The sequence below is a fragment of the Pedobacter sp. NJ-S-72 genome, from assembly GCF_053890575.1.
On sequence record NZ_CM132681.1, the window covers coordinates 6,031,930 to 6,051,371 of the forward strand.

Here is a 19,442-nt window from a genome sequence, read left to right on the forward strand (position 1 = left end):
ACATCAAAAAAATATAAGACCACCTGTAGATTTTATAGGCGTATAGGTATAAAAGAAAATAATAATAAATAAATAGATGAATACTTCTCAAGAAATAGAACACGTTCAGTGTCTGATCATCGGTTCGGGTCCTGCAGGTTATACTGCTGCGATTTATGCTGCCAGAGCAGATTTAAAACCTGTATTGTATACAGGAATGGAAGCTGGTGGGCAATTGACACAGACTACTGATGTAGACAATTTCCCAGGTTATCCTAATGGAATTATGGGACCTGAAATGATGGAAGATTTCCGTAAACAGGCAGAACGTTTTGGAGCAGATATCCGTTTTGGTTATGTAAGTTCAGTAGATTTCTCTTCTACACCTCATAAAGTTGTGGTTGATGAAATTAAAACTATTACTGCTGATACAGTGATCATCTCTACTGGTGCTACCGCAAAATGGTTAGGTTTACCAAGTGAGCAGCATTACAATGGTTTTGGTGTTTCGGCATGTGCTGTATGTGATGGTTTCTTTTTCAAGAATCAGGATGTGGCGATAGTTGGTGCGGGTGATACTGCAGCAGAGGAAGCTACTTACCTGGCTAAATTGTGTAAAAAAGTATATATGTTAGTACGCCGTGACGAATTCAGAGCTTCTAAGGCTATGGTTCACCGCGTATTAAATACACCTAATATTGAAGTTATCTATAATTCTGAAGCTAAAGAGGTTTTAGGAAATGGTAAAAATGTAACAGGTTTAAGAATCCTGAACAACCAGACTGGTGAAGAGAAAGATCTTGAAGTAGAAGGTTTCTTTGTAGCTATTGGTCATAAGCCCAATACGGATATCTTTAAAGGCTGGTTAGAAATGGATGATACTGGTTACCTTAAAACTATTCCAGGTACAACAAAAACTAATATAGAAGGTGTTTTTGCTGCTGGTGATGTACAGGATCATTATTACCGTCAGGCAGTGACAGCTGCGGGTTCTGGCTGTATGGCAGCATTGGATGCAGAACGCTATCTTGCTGCTAAAGAGCATGAAGTGAAAGCTGTTTCTTAAATAAAATATAAAAATATCCTGAAAGGGGTTGATTCAAAAGCTGCAATATGCACTTTTTGAATCAACCCCTTTTGTTTTATCTGTAATATTTCGATTAAACAAGGTTTTTTTCTGTTTTGTATTCTGCATTTTTTATTATAATTTCATCAATTTAATATGTTAAAGCGATTTAACATTGTTAATGCTAATAGATTTTCAAATAATTTTAGGGTATTACAGCACTTAATTTACTGTTAATATAAATCATTATAAAAATATAATTCTTTTAAAGACCAGCTTCTTCATTCTTCGAATGATTTTAAGCCCGGTTACGTTCTTTATGCTATTCGGAATCTAAGTTCAATAGCAAATGCTTCATCCTGTCAGCCCGAGATGATTAAAATGATTATTTTTAATCATCAAAGGCTCCATCTTACAAAAAAAAGACAATAAATAACTAAGATGAAATAAATTGAACATATTTATACCATTATATTAAAAACCAAATAAATACACAAATTCGTAATGTTAAAAACCACCAAATTCCGATTGTTCAAAATGCTGTTTTTTATACTGGTCATGCTCGCAACATTCAATCAGTCATCAGCTCAAGATCAATATGAACTTAATTCGGGCTGGCTCTGCATGCCCTCTGTTAAAGTTAAAGTAAAAGGTACCGAAATCTCCAATTCTTCTTTTTCATTGTCTGGCTGGAAAAAAGCCGTAGTTCCCGGAACAGTATTGACCACAATGCTGGAAAATAAAGAAGTCCCTGATCCTTTTTTTGGAATGAATAATAAACTAATTCCTGATATCTATGATACAGGAAGAGATTATTATACTTACTGGTTCACTAAAGAATTTAAGGAAGCTATTCCTGGAGCGATGGATGGTCAGGTCTGGTTGAAGTTCAGAGGGATTAATTACAGTTGTGATATCTTCCTGAATGGTAAAAAAGTAAATGACAAGCCTTTCAAGGGAATGTACCTGAGAAAAACATTTAACATTACGGCATTGCTTTCAAAAAGTGGTACGAACAGGTTAGCTGTAATTGTTTATCCTCCAGACGAAGTAGGTAATCCTAACGGTGGTCAGGGTGGTGATGGAACTATTGCTAAAGGTGTAGCGCATCAATATACAGCGGGCTGGGACTGGATCCGTCCGATCAGAGACAGAAATACAGGAATCTGGGATAAAGTATATATCGAAAGAACAGGCGGTGTAAGTCTGGATAATCCACATGTGGTTACCCTGGTACCTGGAAAACGTGAGGCTTCAGGACAACAGCAACCTGCAATCATTAAGGTTTCTGCTGAACTGAAAAATACAACGGCTAAACCGGTAACGGGAAATCTGGTTTATACAATTGGTGGACAAAAAGTGATTAAAAACAAGTTACTTTAAAGGCCAACAGCACTAATGAGTTTGACTTTCCTGAATTAAGTCTTGCAAATCCTAAGTTATGGTGGCCGGCTGGTTATGGTAAACAGGATTTATATGCGATGAAAATCAGCTTTTTAGAGAAAGGTACAAAACTTTGTGATAGTCAGACTGTAAATGTAGGGATCAGAGAGATTCAGACAGAATGGAATGTGACGACCAAAAGTAAAGAGGTTTTAGTTAATGGGCAGAAGATCTTTATTAAAGGGGGTAACTGGATCATTTCTGATGCAATGCTTCGTTTTACCAATGCAAGATACGATACGGAAATCAGGTATCACCGTGATATGAACCTGAATCTGATCAGAATCTGGGGTGGTGCACTGATTGAGCGTCCTGAGTTTTATGAGGCTTGTGATAAATACGGAATGCTGGTTCTGCAGGATTTCTGGATGTCGGGTGATTGTAACGGAAGATGGGAAGATCCGATGAAACTGGAAGATCAGTGGAAAAACGCAGAAAATATCCTGATGATCATCATTTATTCCTGGAATCGGCTACAGATATGATCAAAATGGTAAGAAACCATGCTTCGTTAGCTATCTGGTGCGGTGGAAATGAAATTACTCCTCCGGATGATATCTTAATCCCATTACGTGATTCAATTTTACCTAAGCTGGATGGTACACGCTGGTTTATAGATTATTCAAATTCAGACAGTATGTCGCTGAATACGATTGGTGGAAATGGTGACGGACCATATACGATTCAAAATGTAAGTACCTTCTGGAAAGACAGAACTTTCCCTTTCAATTCTGAGGTGGGTTCTGTAGGTGTTGGAGATATGGAATCTCTGGAAAGATTTATTCCAAAAGCTAATTTAATTGCTCCTGTATATATTGCTCCCGAAAAACGTGAAGCTAAAGGACCTTCTGAGAAAGTGGATTCTGTATGGGATTATCACAATTATTTAGGGGTGGGTTATGAACAGCATATTTTACCTTATGGAAAACCTGCTGCTGATGTAGCTGATTTTGCTAAGAAAGCACAATTGGTGAATTATGATCAGTACAGAGGATTAATGGAAGGTTTTAGTGCACATATGTGGGAATGGTACACTGGTGTGATCATCTGGAAAACACAAAATCCATGGACTTCGATGCGTGGACAGATGTATGATTATTACCTGGATCCGAATGCTTGTTTATTTGGCCTGCGTTCTGGAAGTGAGCCTCTGCATGCGATGTATAATCCGGTAGATGGTATGCTGATGGTCGTTAATAATGGCTTTAAAGGTAAACAGAACATTATGCTGGATGCCAGAGTATTTGATATGGATGGAAAAGAGACGTCATTAACGAAGGTATTCTGTTTTCTCGATCCTGCAAGTACTAAAAAAGTGATGTCAGTTAAAAAGATTGTAGATGAGCTTTCGGCTAAAAAAGGAGCATTCCTTTCGCTGCAATTGTTAGATGAAAATAAAAACTTATTAAGTAATAACTTGTACTGGTTAAGATGATAAAGGCACTTATTCTGGCTTGAATTCATTGAAAGGGTCAGCACTTAAAGTGAACGCGAAACTATTAAAAACCGGACAGGTAGAAGTTTCGCTTACTAATCCGGCTAATGGCCCTGTAAGTTTCTTCAACCGGGTTTCACTGGTAGATTCGAAAACTAAAAAAAGAGTTTTACCAGTATTTTATGATGATAATTATTTCTCTATCCTTCCTGGAGCAGACAAAAAGATTCTCATCGATTATTATCCTGAAAAAAGTGCTGCACTGCCAGTAATAACTTTAACCAATTATGTTGGACAGGAACAAACAATTCAGATAAATCCTTAGAACCCAAAACCTCATATCATATAGACATGTCAAGATTAAATTTATTAGAAGAGACGAGATACGAAAAATTGCCGGTAAGTGTTTACGCCGATGAACAAACTGCAAGTATTGAAGTCGCAAAAAGAATTTCTTCTCTTATCATTTCAAAACAGGAAAAAGGAGAACACATGTTTTAGGTCTTGCTACCGGAGCCACTCCTGTTAAAGTGTATAAAGAATTGATTCGTTTGCATAAAGAAGAAGGATTGAGCTTCAGCAATGTAGTGACCTTCAATCTGGATGAATATTACCCAATGAAACCAGAAGCGAACCAAAGTTATGTTCGTTTTATGAATGAAAACCTTTTTGATCATATTGATATCAACCGTGCTCATATTAATATTCCGGATGGTGAATTAAAAAGAGAAGATATTGAAGACTTCTGTTTAAAATATGAGCAAAAGATCAGCGGTTTTGGCGGTATTGATTTACAATTACTGGGTATAGGTAGAACTGGTCACATTGGATTTAATGAGCCGGGATCTGCACCTAACTCGGGTACGAGATTGGTTACACTGGACGAATTAACCAGAAGAGATGCTTCCCGTGATTTTGGAGGGGTAGCTAATGTACCTACCAAAGCTATTACAATGGGAATCGGTACTATTTTCAAGGCTAAGGAAATTATCTGATGGCCTGGAACGAAAAGAAAGCATCAATCGTAAAGAAAGCGGTAGAAGGTGAAATGTCTGCTGATGTACCAGCAACTTATTTACAGTTGTCACCTAATGTGGAATTTATTCTGGATCAGGATGCTGCATCGTCATTGACACGTTTTGATACACCATGGTTGGTTAAGGATTGTGCATGGACTGATCAGCAGGTAACTAAAGCCGTAATCTGGTTGGCAAAAACGCTGAATAAGCCTATTCTTAAATTAACTGAGGATAATTATAACAACAACGGTATGGCGCAGCTGGCTACGCAGCGCGGGCCTGTTTACCAGATCAATATTCAGATCTTTAATAAGTTACAGCATACGATTACAGGCTGGCCGGGTGGTAAACCTAATGCGGATGATAGTCAGCGTCCTGAACGTGCAGAACCTGCATTAAAACGTGTTATACTTTTCTCTCCGCACCCGGATGATGATGTGATTTCTATGGGCGGTACTTTTATCCGTCTGGCAGATCAGGGGCATCAGGTACATGTAGCTTACCAAACTTCGGGTAATACTGCTGTTTGGGATGATGATGTATTGCGTTTTATGGAGTTCAATATAGATTTTGTGGAAGCAAGAGGTGAAGATGCTAAAGCCTTAAAGGATACCTATGACGGTATGCGTAGTTTTATCGGTAAGAAATTACCTAATCAGACAGATCCGGAAGAAATCCGCACGGTAAAAAAACTGATCCGTAAAGGTGAGGCTATTGCCGGGGCAAGATTTGCTGGTGTGATTGATGAGCGTATCCATTTTATGGATCTTCCTTTTTATGACAGAAGCAAGTTTCAGAAAGATGTGAGCTTTGAAGATGATATTGTGCAGACGATGGAATTATTACAGGAAGTAAAACCTCACCAGGTTTTTGCTGCTGGTGATTTTGCAGATCCGCATGGCACGCATAAAGTATGTTTCAATATTTTAGTGGAAGCAATGACTCGTTTGAGAAAGACCGAAAGCTGGACAAAAGATTGCTGGTTATGGTTGTACAGAGGGGCATGGCATGAGTTTGAAACTCATGAAATTGAGATGGCAGTACCACTTTCACCTCAGGAAGTTGAAAGAAAGAGATTAGCGATATTTAAACATCAGTCGCAAAAGGATCTCCCTGTTTTTCCGGGTGAGGATTCAAGAGAATTCTGGGTAAGGGCAGAAGCACGTACGCAGGAAACTGCAAGGGCTTATGACCAGCTTGGACTAGCTGAGTATGAAGCTATGGAAGCATTTGTGAAGTGGAAGTTCTAATCTAAATTGATACACCTCTAATTTTATATTAAATGACAACAACAGCTAAAAAGGGAATGCCGCCCATTATTATCATTGGTGCATTGTTCTTTATTTTCGGATTTGTAACCTGGTTAAATTCGGTACTGATCCCTTATTTAAAACTGGCTTGTGAACTCAATAACTTTGAGTCTTATTTAGTCGCTTTTGCATTTTATATCAGTTACCTCGTGATGGCTATCATCGGCTAGTGTGCTGAAAGTTACCGGTTATAAAAAAGGGATGGCCCTGGGTTTAGTTGTGATGGGAGTTGGTGCCCTGGTTTTTATTCCGGCTGCATTGACACGGACCTACGGACTGTTTTTACTGGGGTTATTTATCCAGGGAACAGGGCTGGCTTTATTACAAACGGCTTCTAATCCTTATATTACTATTCTGGGGCCTGCTGAAAGTGCGGCTAAAAGGATCAGTATCATGGGGATTTGTAATAAAGTGGCAGGGGCTATTGCACCAATCGTTTTGGGCGCAATTGCCTTGAAGGATGCAGATGGTTTCCATGACAGGTTGCTATTGATGAATCCAGCCGAAAAGATTGCTGAACTGAATGCACTAGCATCAAGAGTGATTTTACCTTATGTGATTATCATTATTGTGCTGATAATTTTAGCGGTATTGATCTACTTTTCGACTTTACCTGAAATTGATACAGATAAAGAAGATGAAAGTGTTTCTCTGGCTACGGCCGGAAAAACCAGTATCCTGCAATTCCCTCACTTATTATTAGGTGTATTAACTGTATTTTTATACGTAGGGGTAGAGGTAATGGCTGGAGATACAATTATCAGTTATGCGCATTATCAGGGGATCCCGCTTTCTACAGCTAAATTCTTTACTACTTTTACTTTGCTGGGAATGATTCTGGGTTATCTGATTGGTATTATCTGTATTCCTAAATATATCAGCCAGGAAAACGCAATGAAATGGTTTGCAGTACTGGGTATCATACTGACTTTAATTGCAATCTTTACAACGGGTTATACCTCGGTTTTATTTATCGCTTTGCTTGGACTGGCCAATTCACTGGTCTGGCCAGCAATCTGGCCCCTGGCACTTTCAGGTCTGGGCAGGTTTACTAAAATAGCCTCTTCTTTATTAATCATGGGTATCGCGGGGGGAGCAATTATCCCACTTTGCTATGGTGCACTGGTAGATAAACTAAACGCGCAGCAAGCTTACTGGATTATGGTTCCTTGTTATGCATTTATCTTTTATTATGCTGCGGCAGGATATAAAGTAAAGAGCAAAACATATTAAATTCTAATAAGCGCCTGCTCCGGCGGGCGTAATAACACCAAATATAGATGAACAGAAAAGATTTCATTACCAGCACAAGCTTACTTACTGCTGGTTTGTTTTTGAGTAAAGATTTAAGTGCATTTGAGTTAGCTTATCCTAATGTAAGAGTACCGTTGAACAAAAGAAAATTCAGCAGCCCGGCGGTAGAAAAAGCAATCCTTAAATTCCAGCAGAAGGTTTCTGATAAAGAATTGGGATGGTTATTTAATAATTGTCTGCCGAATACGCTGGATACAACCGTTTCATTTGCTACAAAAGATGGAAAACCTGATACCTATGTAATTACAGGAGATATTGATGCCATGTGGCTTAGAGATAGTTCTGCACAGGTTTGGCCGTACTTAGCTTTTATGAAAGAGGATAAAAAGCTGCAACAGTTAGTAGCTGGTATTATCCACCGTCAGGCACATTATGTGATTAAAGATCCTTATGCAAATGCATTTTATAAGGATGGAGAACAGAAAAGTGAATGGGCAGGTGACCACACTGATATGCAGCCAGGTGTCCATGAACGTAAATGGGAAATAGATTCACTTTGTTATCCTATGCGTCTGGCTTACAACTACTGGAAAATGACAGGGGATGCAACTCCTTTTGATGAAGAATGGAAAACATCTATCCATACTATTCTGAAAACGTTTAAAGAACAACAGCGTAAAACAGGATTGGGGCCTTATCATTTTCAGCGTGATACTGCTAAACCGACAGACAGTTTACCAATGGCTGGTTATGGGTTTCCGGTAAAACCAGTTGGGTTGATCTGTTCTATGTTCAGACCGAGTGATGACGCGACGATCTTTCCTTTCTTAATTCCGTCTAACTTTTTTGCGGTAGTAAGTTTAAAACAGATGTCAGAGATGTTTATCTCAATCTTTAAAGACCTGACATTTGCCGCAGAACTGAGTGCTTTGGCGACAGAAGTAGAAGAAGCGATTCTGAAATATGCAATTGTTGAACATCCTGTTTACGGAAAAATCTATGCTTTTGAAGTGGATGGTTTTGGAAATGTAAACCTGATGGATGATTCTAATGTACCAAGTTTGCTTTCACTTCCTTATCTGAATGCGGTGCCGGTAACAGACCCTATTTATCAGAATACCCGTAGATTTGCACTGTCAGAACATAATCCATATTTTTATAAAGGTACAGATATAGAGGGGATTGGTGGTCCGCATGTGGAACAGCAGGATATGATCTGGCCATTGAGTATCATTTGCAGAGGACTGACCAGTACGGACGACGAAGAGATTAAACAGTGTATTGCCGCGCTGAAAAAAAAAAAACACATGCTGGTACAGGTTTTATGCATGAATCCTTTAAAAAGGATCATCCTGAAATTTTTACCAGACCATGGTTCGCATGGACAAATACGATCTTCGGCGAGTTTTTATGGAAGTGTTTCTGGCACGCCCGCATTTATTGAGTTAAACAACAATGAACCAAATATAAACCTTAATCAAAATCATGAAGAAAATCATTTCAGGGCTTATTCTGGCCTGTGTAACTTTAAGTGTAAAGGCGCAGACAGATGAAAACTTAGGTATTATACCTGCTCCGGTGTCTGTAGAAAAAAAATCTGGTGTTTTTAAACTGGATAAAACTGTGGTACTGATTTCAAATGAGACACCAAATGCAGCAACTGCTGATATTCTTAATTCTTATATAGCCAGCCAGGGTGGTTTCGCATTGAGGACATCTAAAGCAGCAGCAACGAACGAGCGTGCAATTGTACTAAGTTCTGAGGGAGCTGAGAAATTACCTGCTGAAGGTTATCAGCTACAGGTTACTGCCCGGAATATTACTGTTACCGGAAAAGGTGCTGGTTTATTTTACGGTGTACAGTCCCTGATGCAAATGATGCCTGATAAAAAAATAAAAAAGGTCAGGAAATTGACATACCTGCCAGTGTGATCAAAGATTACCCAAGATTTCAATACAGAGGGATGCACCTTGATGTAGGAAGACATACTTTCCCTGTTTCTTTTGTTAAGAAATACATTGATTTAATGGCGGCTTACAAACTGAATAATTTCCACTGGCATTTAACTGAAGATCAGGGCTGGAGAATAGAGATCAAAAAGTATCCTAAGCTAACTACTGTCGGATCAGAAAGAAATGGTTCGGTTGTAGGTCACCATCCTGGTGTTACGAGTGATAATACGCCTTATAAAGGTTTTTATACTCAGGATGAAGTGAAAGAAGTAGTTGCGTATGCGACAAGAAAATTTGTGACTGTAATTCCTGAGATTGAATTACCAGGACACAGTTCTGCTGCAATTGCTGCTTATCCTCAGTTGAGCTGTTTCCCGGAAAGAGATACTTTTATTGATCCTAAAACACCTTGGGCCGGTTCAAGAAAAGGCAAACAGGTACAACAGCAATGGGGTGTTTTTGACGACGTATTTGCACCAACTGAATACACTTTTAAGTTCTTAGAAGATGTTTTGGATGAGGTGATGGTTTTATTCCCTTCAAAATACATTCATATCGGTGGTGATGAAAGTCCAAAAGAATACTGGAAACAATCACCTTTCTGCCAGCAGCTGATTAAAGAGAAAGGCTTGAAAGATGAGCATGAACTGCAAAGTTATTTCATTCAGCGTATAGAGAAATACATCAATTCTAAAGGAAGATCTATCATTGGATGGGATGAGATTTTAGAAGGTGGATTAGCTCCGAATGCGACGGTAATGTCATGGCGTGGGGTAGAAGGCGGTATCGCGGCTGCGAAACTAAACCATGATGTGATTATGACTCCTGGGAACCAAGGTTTATACTTTGACCATGCACAATCTAAATCAAGTGGTGAGCCTGTTAATATAGGTGGAAATTCTCCTTATTCAGTAGCTTATGCTTATGATCCGGTTCCTGAAGTTTTATCAGCAGATCAAAAAAAATATATCAAAGGGGTACAGGCCAATCTTTGGACAGAATATATTGAAAGCCCTGAAAAAGCAGAATATATGATTTTACCAAGAATGTTCGCTTTGGCTGAAATTGCATGGACCCCACTGGACAGAAAGAACTTTAAAAACTTCTCTGAAGATAGAATTCCATTGCATTTAGCACGTCTGGACAAAACCAATACAAATTACTGGGTTCCGGTTCCTGTTGGTCAGTCTGATAAACAAATTGATGGAGAAAACATTACTATTGATTTGAAAGAACCAGTTAAAGGCTCTAAAATCTATTATACTTTAGATAACACAACTCCTTCTGATGTTTCCAATCAATACCGTTCTCCATTAAAAGTTAACGTACCTAAAGGCACTAAAATTTTGTTGAAGACTATTGTGATTACTCCGAAAGGAAAACGTAGTGTGATTTCAGAAACTCCTTTAAATAACGGAGCGAAGTAGTATTTTATTATCAGTATAATTTAAAGCCTGTTTGTTTATAATTCATAATAATTTGAATTTTAAACAGGCTTTAAATTTGGTTCAAACGCTTTTTTAGCATAAATTGCTGGAATAAAAATGAACCGGATGAAACGAAACCTATATATTTTAAGGCAATCTGCGCTAGGCTTGGGATTGCTGTTTTTGTTTGCCTGTAACCGTGACAAGCCGGTTAAAATTTCTCCGTCAGCCGACGATAAAGCTGTAGTTAAAAACACAGCAGGGACTTTTCCTTTTCATAAAGATATTGTGATCAAACCGGGGCTTCATTTTGAAGTATTGAGCTGGGGGAGAGGTGTGGATAGTATTGGGGGCTACCTGATTCTGATGTCTGATTCAGCAAAAAACAATTATAAATCTTTTTCTGTAGAACGCAGCGGTGTGATTACTGATGCCTGGAATATGGATATGGACAATGACGGAAATCCGGAATTATATATAGAATTACAGAGCAAAAAGAACGTAAAAGATCTTAATGTTTATGAATATAACGGCAGCTTTAATAAAATCAGTTTCCCGCCTTTAAGCGCTAAGTTGAAAAAGATTTATGGTGGGAATGACAAGTTTATCCAGAAAAACGGAGACTTGTTCAGATCATTTCCTATTATTAATTCTTCTGATACCACCCAAAAGAACGGGGCAACGAAGATGCTGCATTACAGTTTGAGAGGAAATAGCTTTTCTGTAGATGAAGTAAAAGAACAGGAATGATAACTCCTGTTCTTTTAGAGCCTGTTTAAACATTTTAAACAGGTTCTAAAATGTTTAAACGGATTCTTTAAACTGTGCACTGATTCTTTCAAATTTTTCAATCAGAAGGTCAATGCGCTCTTTTTCTTTATTCATATAAGACTTACGCAGGATAGTTGCGCAGAAAGCCATCCAGATTACAGTGAAAAGTACGATCGCTATCTGTACCCAGGTATTCAGATGATTCAATGTTTCAAAGAAAAAAAGGATGAAACCAACTGATACTGCTGCGGCATAAAACCAGTAAAAGTTTATTGTATAAATTGAAATTGAAACGGCTCAGCTGATATTCATGAAGCTTTGTCAGAAATGCACCCGGATGCTCTGTGAAGTCATTACGTGAAATCAACCGGTGTTCTCTGTATAACAGAATAGTGTAAATCGCTACTGCCAGTACAATGATACCTATTCCTAAGAAAGTAGCCCACGAGCTGAAGTCAAAGTAGAACAGTAAGGAGCTGATCGCGAGGAAAGAAATGATCATTCCACCAATATTAAACAACGATTTGGTACGAATGGAATTCACCTCTTTTTTTGCCTGATTCAGCATCTCGTCTGAGGTGATTTTTACCTCCACAGAGTGTGATTGCCAAAGAGACTGTATATTTTCAAATTCTTGCATGATGATTGTATAATTCGGTGAGTTTTTGTTTAATCCGGTGAATCTTAACCCTAAGATTTCCTTCACTGATTCCTGAAATTTCTGCTATCTCGTGATAGGGAAGTTCATCAAGAACCATGGTAATAATTAAACGGTCGTTTTCTAACTTGGATATTGATTTATATAACAGAGCCACCTGCTCGTTTTTCTCAGAGAATTCTTCCACTCTGTTCTCAATAATATTTTCCGTCAATTCGTCTTTAGCCTGTCTTTTCTCTGAACGCAGATAAGTCAGACAGGTGTTTACAGCGATACGATAGATCCAGGTAGAAATCTGTGATTTCTGTCTGAATTTATCCAGGTTTTGCCAAACCTTAAGGAAAGTCTCCTGTAATAAATCATTGGCAGACTCGGCATCACCCGTATAGCCATAGCACAAATGGAATATTTTCTTGGAGTTAGTATCGAAGATTTGCTTAAATAAGATGTCTTTCTGATCCAATTGCGTCGTTCTTTTTTTGTTTGACAAGGTTAATACTGAATTGTTACAGCGTAAAGTTGTATTTCATATTTCCACAATACTACAAAAACGGGTTAGTCAATTCTGAAAATAAGTTTATTATTGTAGTTTTACGCTCGGAAAAAACAGATAACCAAATATAATGTCAAAAAAAACAGAACAGATTAACATTCTTTATATTTTTAGCACTGATACTAGGCGTTGTCTTGGGTTATGTATTAAATATAAACTCATTTGAGGGATATAACAACAAGATTACCAACGCAGATGCTCAGATTAAGACTTTAGATATCAAGATGGGTGGAAGGACCGATACGACTTCCGTACAGTACCTGCAGCTGAAAACACAAAAAGCAGAAAACGTTAAAATCAGAAGAGATAATGAAACTGAAAGAGAGAAGAAGCTGGAACCGCTTACTTTATTAAGTGATATTTTCCTGAGATTAATCAAAATGATTGTTGCTCCTTTAGTTTTTACCACATTAGTAGTTGGGGTAGCTAAAGTAGGAGATATTAAAGCCGTAGGAAGAATTGGTGGTAAAACTATGCTCTGGTTTATGAGTGCTTCTTTACTATCGTTATTCCTTGGGATGATTATGGTGAATATATTCAGACCAGGTGAGGCAATGAATTTACCGCTTCCAAGCAGTCATGCGGATACGGGTATTCATAAGGTTGCTTTATCTATGAAGGATTTTATTGCGCATATCATACCAAAAAGTATGACTGAAGCAATGGCAACTAACGAAATCCTTCAGATCGTAGCATTCTCCCTGTTTTTTGGGGTCGCTACTGCTGCTATTGGTGAAAAAGGTAAAATCATTATCGAATTTTTCGATTCGGTTGCACACGTAATTTTAAAAGTGACTGGCTATGTCATGAACTTTGCCCCTTTTGCGGTATTTGGTGCTATGGCGGCCATTATTGCTAAACAGGGATTAAGTGTATTATCTACTTATGCCTTATTTATTGGTGAATTCTATTCCACGATGCTGCTGTTGTGGCTGCTGTTGATTCTGATTGGCTATATGATTCTGAAAGGAAGAGTATTCAATCTGATGAACAGGATGAAAGAACCAGTAATTGTTGCTTTCAGTACAGCAAGCAGTGAAGCAGCCTATCCAAAAACGATGTTACAGTTAGAACGTTTTGGCTGTAAAGATAAAATTGTGAGTTTCGTATTACCATTGGGTTACTCTTTTAACTTGGATGGTTCAATGTTATACATGACCTTTGCATCATTATTTATTGCACAGTCTTACGGTATCCATCTGTCGTTTCAACAGCAAATTACTATGCTGCTTATCCTGATGTTAACCAGTAAAGGTATTGCAGGTGTTCCAAGAGCTTCGTTAGTAGTGATTGCGGGGACTATTGCTACTTTTAATATTCCTGAGGCTGGGTTAGCATTATTAATAGGTATCGATCCACTACTTGATATGGGCAGATCAGCGACTAACGTAATCGGTAATAGTCTGGCTACTGCTGTTGTTAGTAAGTGGGAAGGGGAGCTTACAGAGCCCCTGGATTAGATTCTTACCTGACCCGATACAATACCAATTTATATACATTAAAAATGATGAGTACCAACGCGAAAAAAATATTTTTACTACTCACTATAGTAGTCCCTTTTCTGGCCTACTGTGTGTTTTATTATATGCCTATTATTAAAAATGCACCTTTCAGATCTGATGAGTTTGTCTCTTTCCAGTTCAAATGGGGTGCGGGTAACGATTTAGTAAATTCTTATGATTCTGCTACAGGAGATTATCAGTATCTGAATGCGAAAGATTCTCTGATCAAAACCAATGTTAAGCTAAGAGAGAATGATATCATTTATCTGCATAACAAAGCCAGTGAGCTTGGCTTCTGGAATTTCCCGGATGTAATCTCGAATGCAGGTACGGATTTAAACAAATCTAAGGTACTGCGTTATGTCATGCAGTTTAATTACAAGCGTAAAACTAAAAAGGTGATTTTTGTTACTGATTATAACGATATCGCTAAATTAAGAGACGTTGCCAAGCAAATGAAGACCCTTTTAGAGCAAAGCATAAACGATGCTCAAGAAAGATATGGTAAGAAAGATTAATTCATTATGAATTAATAAATATATATTCTATATTTGCACCTCGATAAAAAAAAAATAAACAATTTAAAATACTAATTATTTAACAATGTACGCAATAGTAAATATAGCAGGACAGCAATTCAAAGTTGCAAAAGACCAGCACCTTTTTGTACACCGTTTGCAAGGAGATGAAGGCGCTAGTATTGAATTTGACAATGTATTGTTGGTTGAAGACGGAGGTAAGATCTCTGTTGGTGCCCCTTTATTATCAGGAGCTATCGTTTCAGCTAAAATCGTGTCTCATTTAAAAGGCGATAAAGTAATCGTTTTCAAAAAGAAACGTAGAAAAGGTTACAAAAAGAAAAATGGCCACCGCCAGTATTTCACAAAAATCCAGATCTCTGGTATCAGTTTATAATTAGTTGTTAAAAAAAATTATCAGTTTTATAACTGTTAGTTGATAAAATATAAAACAAAATGGCACATAAAAAAGGAGCCGGTAGTTCGAGAAACGGACGTGAGTCTCATAGTAAACGCTTAGGTATCAAAATTTTTGGTGGTCAGGAAGCAATTGCAGGAAACATCTTAGTACGTCAACGCGGAACTAAACACCATCCTGATAAAGGCGTAGGTATTGGAAAAGACCATACTTTATTCGCTCTTGTTGCTGGTACTGTAGTTTTCAGAAAGAAACAAGATAACAAATCTTATGTTTCTATCTTACCTGCAAGTGTAATTAGCGAAGTTGTTGAAAAAGCTGTTCCTACTAAAAAAGTAGCAAAAGCTGAAGCTCCTGTAGCTGAAGCACCAGTGAAAAAAGCACCGGCTAAAAAAGCTGCTAAAGCTGACGCTGCTCCGGCAGAATAATCTTTAAATATATTCTAATAAAAAAGCCGCAACGTTTTCGTTGTGGCTTTTTTATTAGCCTTTTTTTTGGTTTTCTATGAAACGGCTATTCTTGTTTTTATATTTTGAAGTTCATTTTCCAATTTTTCTAAACACAAAGAGAAATTCTTAAGACTTGTTTCCAGTTCACTCATCAGAGCTGCTACAGGAAGAACGGATTGTTGTTCGGCGCTGTCATCCTGCCCGTGTAATAGCCACTCATAGCTCTTCTTATAATGCCTTGAAAGGGCACAAAGTGTATGAAATGTTGGATATTGGTTACCAAGTTCAATCTGAGAATAATTACTCCTTGACAAATTCAATAAATTAGCTACATCAACCTGAGCATAAGCTCTTTCTAGTCTAAGTGACTTAATTCTCTTCCCTAATATTTTCTTTGATAGAATTTCTTGCATAAATAATATTTTTTTTGTTGGTTTGTGACTTTATTCTATTGGTGTAAAAAAGACAATTATCGAACCATTACATCGGCGGATATAAATTGGTTATCTTTATAGGACGATCTGGAGATTTAATTAGGTAGTTAAATGTTAAAAAAAAAATAAATGAGTGCTTGTATTTGTGTCATACTAAAGGAAATCAACTATGAAGCTTAGTGCTTACTGTGATTGTTATGCCGATAACTCTTATTTCCTTTTTAATAAAAAAAGTCACATTACTTTTTTCACATCCATTCCATAGAAAAAATAGGGTATTTTTTAATCAAAAATCCCACTATTGGGGAATCTTTTGTGGAAATCATTTCACAAAAGTATGAAAGAGCTTTTTCAAAACTTGTTGCTGAATGCTTTGAAGGGAAATCTTTTAGCATAGAAAAACGGCTGAAAGTAAAAGATATGGATGATGTGTTGCTGCAGATCGTTCTGACTCCGGTTCTTACTGATCCTGAAAATCCTCAGGTTGCCTGTACAATTATAGACAGCAACAGGAAATCAAACCAGATGAAACTATTGGATGAATATTCACACCTGGCTTCACATGATCTTCGTGCGCCGATCACCAATATATTAAGTCTGTCCAGTCTGATGAATTTTCCAGATATGGAATCATTTGATACAGGTAGAATAAAGGACTTATTAAGAGATATCAATTACCAGGCAGAAAAACTGGATGATATTATTAAGATGTTAAATAGCTTAATCAACAAGGAGCAAAGCGCTGATGATTTTATAGCAGAATCAACAAAGACAGATTCAAAGCATATTATGCTGATTGATGATGATTCATTAACCAACAGGCTGCACCATATGATTATTACAAAATATAATAAGAACAGGCGGGTAGTTCAGTTTGGCAGTTCAACACATGCACTTGATTATCTGAAAGAAAATAAGCCGGATCTGATTCTGCTTGACCTGAATATGCCGGAAATCGACGGATGGACTTTTTTAAAGCTTCTGGAGGAGCAAAAGCCAGATGTTGATGTAGTTATCATCTCATCTACAATTGATCCGGCAGAACGCACCAGAGCGCAGTCGTACAGGTCAGTTAAGGATTTTCTGACGAAACCCTTAACCTATGATAAAATTAAACACCTGGTAGACAATTAATAACCTGATTTAAGGTTACTGTTCTCTATCAAGCAGGGACTCCGCAAGCTGAATGAGTTCATTCTTTTTAACTGCCTCAATACTTACTTTTTCTAATGCTGTAAAAGCGATATCAAGGCTGCGTTTCATTTCAGTAACAGCAAGCTCTCTTATTTTATACTTGTTATAGAGCAGGGTAATTGCCGCAATTTTAGCAGGATAATCAGTATTCGGGTATTGTGACTCCAATAAGTTCAGATCGTCTTTCTGAGCAAGTTCTTTTAGTTTAAGCAATAAGAAGGTCTGTTTATTAGAGATAATGTCACCACCGACCTGTTTACCAAATTTAACAGGATCACCATAGACATCAAGAATGTCATCCTGCAGCTGGAAAGCAATTCCGAAGTTTTCACCAAAATCATAAAGATGATTGGCGTCTTCATCACTGGCACCTCCTACAATTGCACCCAGTTTCATCGCGCCACCTACCAGTACAGCAGTCTTTAAACGGATCATGTTGATATATTCCGGGATGCTGACATCAGTCCTCTGTTCAAATTCCATATCAAGCTGCTGTCCTTCGCAAACTCCCTGAGCGGTGGAGTTAAAACAATGCAGGGCATTTTTAAGGATAGGATACCGCATCCAGGTTTGTTAAGTGTTTATTGGCTTCCACCATCATCACATCACCACTTAAAATCGCATTATTTACGCCCCATTTAATATGAACAGTATCCTGTCCTCTGCGTAAAGGTGCATTGTCCATAATGTCGTCATGGATCAGCGTGAAATTGTGGAAGGTCTCAATCGCCATTGCTGCCTCTATTGCTTTGTTAGCATCAGTGTTAAACAATTCGCTGGAAAGCAAAAGCAATACTGGTCTGATCCGTTTACCACCAAGACGCATAATATAGCTGATCGGCTCGTATAATTTTGAAGGAATCTCTGGATATTCGACCTCCCTGATCGCTTTTTCAATTAATTGTTGTAACTCAAAAATGGTATGCATTATTTTCTTAATGTGGTGTTTTTTTCTAAAATTTCTATTGCAGCCTGTTCTTTTTCTGTTCTTTTGATCCCTGGGTTTTTCTTCCAGAAATCTTGATTGTAGGTCATTGCTTTGACCAGGTTACTGTACTGTCATTGATTGTTATACTTACTTCTTCCAGGCTGTTTGGGTTGATCGTTTCATCGACCATGTATAGTGTTGAATAAAGGTCTGTATCCTGGACACCCAGACCTAACATCTTCAATCTGTTTGTGGTATTAAAAACAGAGTAATCCAGAACATTATCGCCTTCTTGATTCAATCTGTATTGCGCTATAAATACTGTTTCCTTGTTTTTTATACTTACCGGCCCGCTGCTTTTAAAAAACATGCCCTTAATTACCCCTTCAATTTTGAGTACATTATTAGTTACGGTGTTCACATAATAAGCACCTTCAAATCTTTTTTCTTTCAGTACCCGTTTAGGTGTACAGATGATTTTTGCAATTTCTTCTCCATCCAGCAGATAAGTACCTGCAAGTTTAAAAGTATACAAAGAATCTACCTTTCTTAAGAGCGGTTTTTTATGGAAAGAATTTGCGAGATAGCCAGAAAAAATAAAAGAAAAGAAGCTTGTATTTGTATACGATATACCTCTACCCTGGAGGTGACGTGCTTCGGTAGGATGCCAGCCAATCAGGCCATATGGTTTCCACTCGGCATCAAGCCAGATTTCATTCAGATATACCGGCTGGTCAGCTTCATAAGCAATCTGTCTTAAGAAAGCTTTACCGAAATTCGATTTATTGTATGTTTTTAAAGCCTTGTCAGTCGCATCCTGCATGATGGCAGTTGCCGGGTTTCCTACAGTGACCTCCTTTAAAGTCATGACTTGTGGATCAAGCGTTATTTTCAGTTTCTCTTCTGTGGTTTTAACCTCAAAATTACCTCCCGCATAATTCAAATGGGTAACAAGCAGATTAACCGGTAATGCAGTAACGGTTAATTCAAACTCACCATTTGCATTGGTTAAAGTACTTTTCTGGTCTTTCACCTGTACTGTAGCAAAAACAACGGGGTTGCCTGTTTTTTTTTCTACCACAATACCTGAAATCCTTTGCTGCGCCAAAACACATGCTGAAGAAAAAAACA

Annotated in this window: 22 protein-coding genes and 2 pseudogenes; 17 read left to right on the forward strand and 7 right to left on the reverse strand. The window is 37.8% G+C overall.

Annotated elements, in window-relative coordinates:
* Positions 1-76: 76 nt before the first annotated feature.
* From trxB to ACWYN3_RS39855, 12 genes and pseudogenes are all read left to right on the forward strand, one after another.
* Complete coding sequence (gene trxB, locus ACWYN3_RS39800) at positions 77-1,045, forward strand: thioredoxin-disulfide reductase (RefSeq protein WP_456219122.1); 969 nt, start codon at positions 77-79, stop codon at positions 1,043-1,045.
* Positions 1,046-1,582: 537 nt separating this feature from the next.
* Complete coding sequence (locus ACWYN3_RS39805) at positions 1,583-2,428, forward strand: glycosyl hydrolase 2 galactose-binding domain-containing protein (protein ID WP_456219123.1); 846 nt, start codon at positions 1,583-1,585, stop codon at positions 2,426-2,428.
* 53 nt (positions 2,429-2,481) lie between these two features.
* A pseudogene (locus ACWYN3_RS39810) lies at positions 2,482-2,973 on the forward strand (hypothetical protein); the annotation flags it as partial.
* Positions 2,910-3,923 carry a hypothetical protein gene (locus ACWYN3_RS39815; protein WP_456219124.1) on the forward strand — a complete coding sequence of 338 codons (1,014 nt, stop codon included), beginning with the start codon at positions 2,910-2,912 and terminating at the stop codon, positions 3,921-3,923. The pseudogene ACWYN3_RS39810 and the gene ACWYN3_RS39815, both read left to right, overlap by 64 nt.
* Before the next feature lie 49 nt (positions 3,924-3,972).
* Positions 3,973-4,248, forward strand: coding sequence for a hypothetical protein (locus ACWYN3_RS39820; protein ID WP_456219125.1), 276 nt, complete (start codon positions 3,973-3,975; stop codon positions 4,246-4,248).
* 26 nt (positions 4,249-4,274) lie between these two features.
* Positions 4,275-6,192, forward strand: a pseudogene (gene nagB, locus ACWYN3_RS39825) (glucosamine-6-phosphate deaminase).
* Between the two features lie 32 nt (positions 6,193-6,224).
* A complete protein-coding gene (locus ACWYN3_RS39830) occupies positions 6,225-6,422 on the forward strand; it encodes a hypothetical protein (RefSeq protein WP_456219126.1) in 198 nt (65 codons plus the stop codon).
* A 1-nt stretch (position 6,423) separates the two neighbouring features.
* The gene (gene gluP / locus ACWYN3_RS39835; protein ID WP_456219127.1) at positions 6,424-7,485 is read left to right on the forward strand and encodes a glucose/galactose MFS transporter; all 1,062 of its coding nucleotides are present in this window, start codon (positions 6,424-6,426) and stop codon (positions 7,483-7,485) included.
* Positions 7,486-7,532: 47 nt separating this feature from the next.
* Positions 7,533-9,059 carry a glycoside hydrolase family 125 protein gene (locus tag ACWYN3_RS39840; protein ID WP_456219128.1) on the forward strand — a complete coding sequence of 509 codons (1,527 nt, stop codon included), beginning with the start codon at positions 7,533-7,535 and terminating at the stop codon, positions 9,057-9,059.
* Positions 8,992-9,438, forward strand: coding sequence for a glycoside hydrolase family 20 zincin-like fold domain-containing protein (locus ACWYN3_RS39845; RefSeq protein ID WP_456219129.1), 447 nt, complete (start codon positions 8,992-8,994; stop codon positions 9,436-9,438). Before ACWYN3_RS39840 ends, ACWYN3_RS39845 begins: the two co-directional genes overlap by 68 nt.
* Complete coding sequence (locus ACWYN3_RS39850; RefSeq protein ID WP_456219130.1) at positions 9,435-10,886, forward strand: beta-N-acetylhexosaminidase; 1,452 nt, start codon at positions 9,435-9,437, stop codon at positions 10,884-10,886. The genes ACWYN3_RS39845 and ACWYN3_RS39850 overlap by 4 nt, the downstream gene beginning before the upstream one ends.
* A gap of 126 nt (positions 10,887-11,012) precedes the next feature.
* A complete protein-coding gene (locus ACWYN3_RS39855) occupies positions 11,013-11,636 on the forward strand; it encodes a hypothetical protein (RefSeq protein ID WP_456219131.1) in 624 nt (207 codons plus the stop codon).
* Positions 11,637-11,690: 54 nt separating this feature from the next.
* Here the strand turns inward: ACWYN3_RS39855 and ACWYN3_RS39860 are convergent, their stop codons facing one another.
* The 3 genes from ACWYN3_RS39860 to ACWYN3_RS39870 are packed head-to-tail and all read right to left on the reverse strand — an operon-like array spanning position 11,691 to position 12,778.
* A complete protein-coding gene (locus tag ACWYN3_RS39860; protein ID WP_456219132.1) occupies positions 11,691-11,864 on the reverse strand; it encodes a hypothetical protein in 174 nt (57 codons plus the stop codon).
* Between the two features lie 4 nt (positions 11,865-11,868).
* Positions 11,869-12,297: a hypothetical protein gene (locus ACWYN3_RS39865; protein WP_456219133.1), complete on the reverse strand. Its 429-nt coding sequence runs from the start codon at positions 12,295-12,297 to the stop codon at positions 11,869-11,871.
* A complete protein-coding gene (locus tag ACWYN3_RS39870; RefSeq protein ID WP_456223320.1) occupies positions 12,284-12,778 on the reverse strand; it encodes an RNA polymerase sigma factor in 495 nt (164 codons plus the stop codon). The genes ACWYN3_RS39865 and ACWYN3_RS39870 overlap by 14 nt, the downstream gene beginning before the upstream one ends.
* A 194-nt stretch (positions 12,779-12,972) precedes the next feature.
* Here ACWYN3_RS39870 and ACWYN3_RS39875 point away from each other — a divergent pair, with 194 nt between their 5' ends.
* The 4 genes from ACWYN3_RS39875 (at position 12,973) to rpmA (ending at position 15,734) form a co-directional block, all read left to right on the forward strand.
* Entirely contained in the window at positions 12,973-14,328 is a 1,356-nt protein-coding gene (locus ACWYN3_RS39875; protein ID WP_456223321.1) for a dicarboxylate/amino acid:cation symporter, read from the forward strand.
* 44 nt (positions 14,329-14,372) lie between these two features.
* A complete protein-coding gene (locus tag ACWYN3_RS39880) occupies positions 14,373-14,888 on the forward strand; it encodes a hypothetical protein (RefSeq protein ID WP_456219134.1) in 516 nt (171 codons plus the stop codon).
* Between the two features lie 85 nt (positions 14,889-14,973).
* Positions 14,974-15,285 (forward strand): 50S ribosomal protein L21, encoded by a 312-nt coding sequence (gene rplU / locus ACWYN3_RS39885; protein ID WP_111631821.1) that lies wholly within the window; start codon positions 14,974-14,976, stop codon positions 15,283-15,285.
* A gap of 59 nt (positions 15,286-15,344) precedes the next feature.
* Complete coding sequence (gene rpmA / locus ACWYN3_RS39890; protein ID WP_456219135.1) at positions 15,345-15,734, forward strand: 50S ribosomal protein L27; 390 nt, start codon at positions 15,345-15,347, stop codon at positions 15,732-15,734.
* Between the two features lie 74 nt (positions 15,735-15,808).
* On the opposite strand, the gene ACWYN3_RS39895 is transcribed toward rpmA, so the two are convergent.
* Positions 15,809-16,168 carry a helix-turn-helix domain-containing protein gene (locus ACWYN3_RS39895; protein WP_456219136.1) on the reverse strand — a complete coding sequence of 120 codons (360 nt, stop codon included), beginning with the start codon at positions 16,166-16,168 and terminating at the stop codon, positions 15,809-15,811.
* A 336-nt stretch (positions 16,169-16,504) separates the two neighbouring features.
* Here ACWYN3_RS39895 and ACWYN3_RS39900 point away from each other — a divergent pair, with 336 nt between their 5' ends.
* Positions 16,505-17,323, forward strand: coding sequence for a response regulator (locus tag ACWYN3_RS39900; protein ID WP_456219137.1), 819 nt, complete (start codon positions 16,505-16,507; stop codon positions 17,321-17,323).
* 15 nt (positions 17,324-17,338) lie between these two features.
* Here the strand turns inward: ACWYN3_RS39900 and ACWYN3_RS39905 are convergent, their stop codons facing one another.
* From ACWYN3_RS39905 to ACWYN3_RS39915, 3 genes are all read right to left on the reverse strand, one after another.
* Positions 17,339-17,947: a polyprenyl synthetase family protein gene (locus ACWYN3_RS39905; RefSeq protein WP_456219138.1), complete on the reverse strand. Its 609-nt coding sequence runs from the start codon at positions 17,945-17,947 to the stop codon at positions 17,339-17,341.
* Positions 17,928-18,311, reverse strand: a complete 384-nt coding sequence (locus ACWYN3_RS39910) for a polyprenyl synthetase family protein (protein WP_456219139.1) — start codon at positions 18,309-18,311, stop codon at positions 17,928-17,930. The genes ACWYN3_RS39905 and ACWYN3_RS39910 overlap by 20 nt, the downstream gene beginning before the upstream one ends.
* A 103-nt stretch (positions 18,312-18,414) precedes the next feature.
* Positions 18,415-19,392 carry a carboxypeptidase-like regulatory domain-containing protein gene (locus tag ACWYN3_RS39915; RefSeq protein ID WP_456219140.1) on the reverse strand — a complete coding sequence of 326 codons (978 nt, stop codon included), beginning with the start codon at positions 19,390-19,392 and terminating at the stop codon, positions 18,415-18,417.
* Positions 19,393-19,442 lie beyond the last annotated feature (50 nt).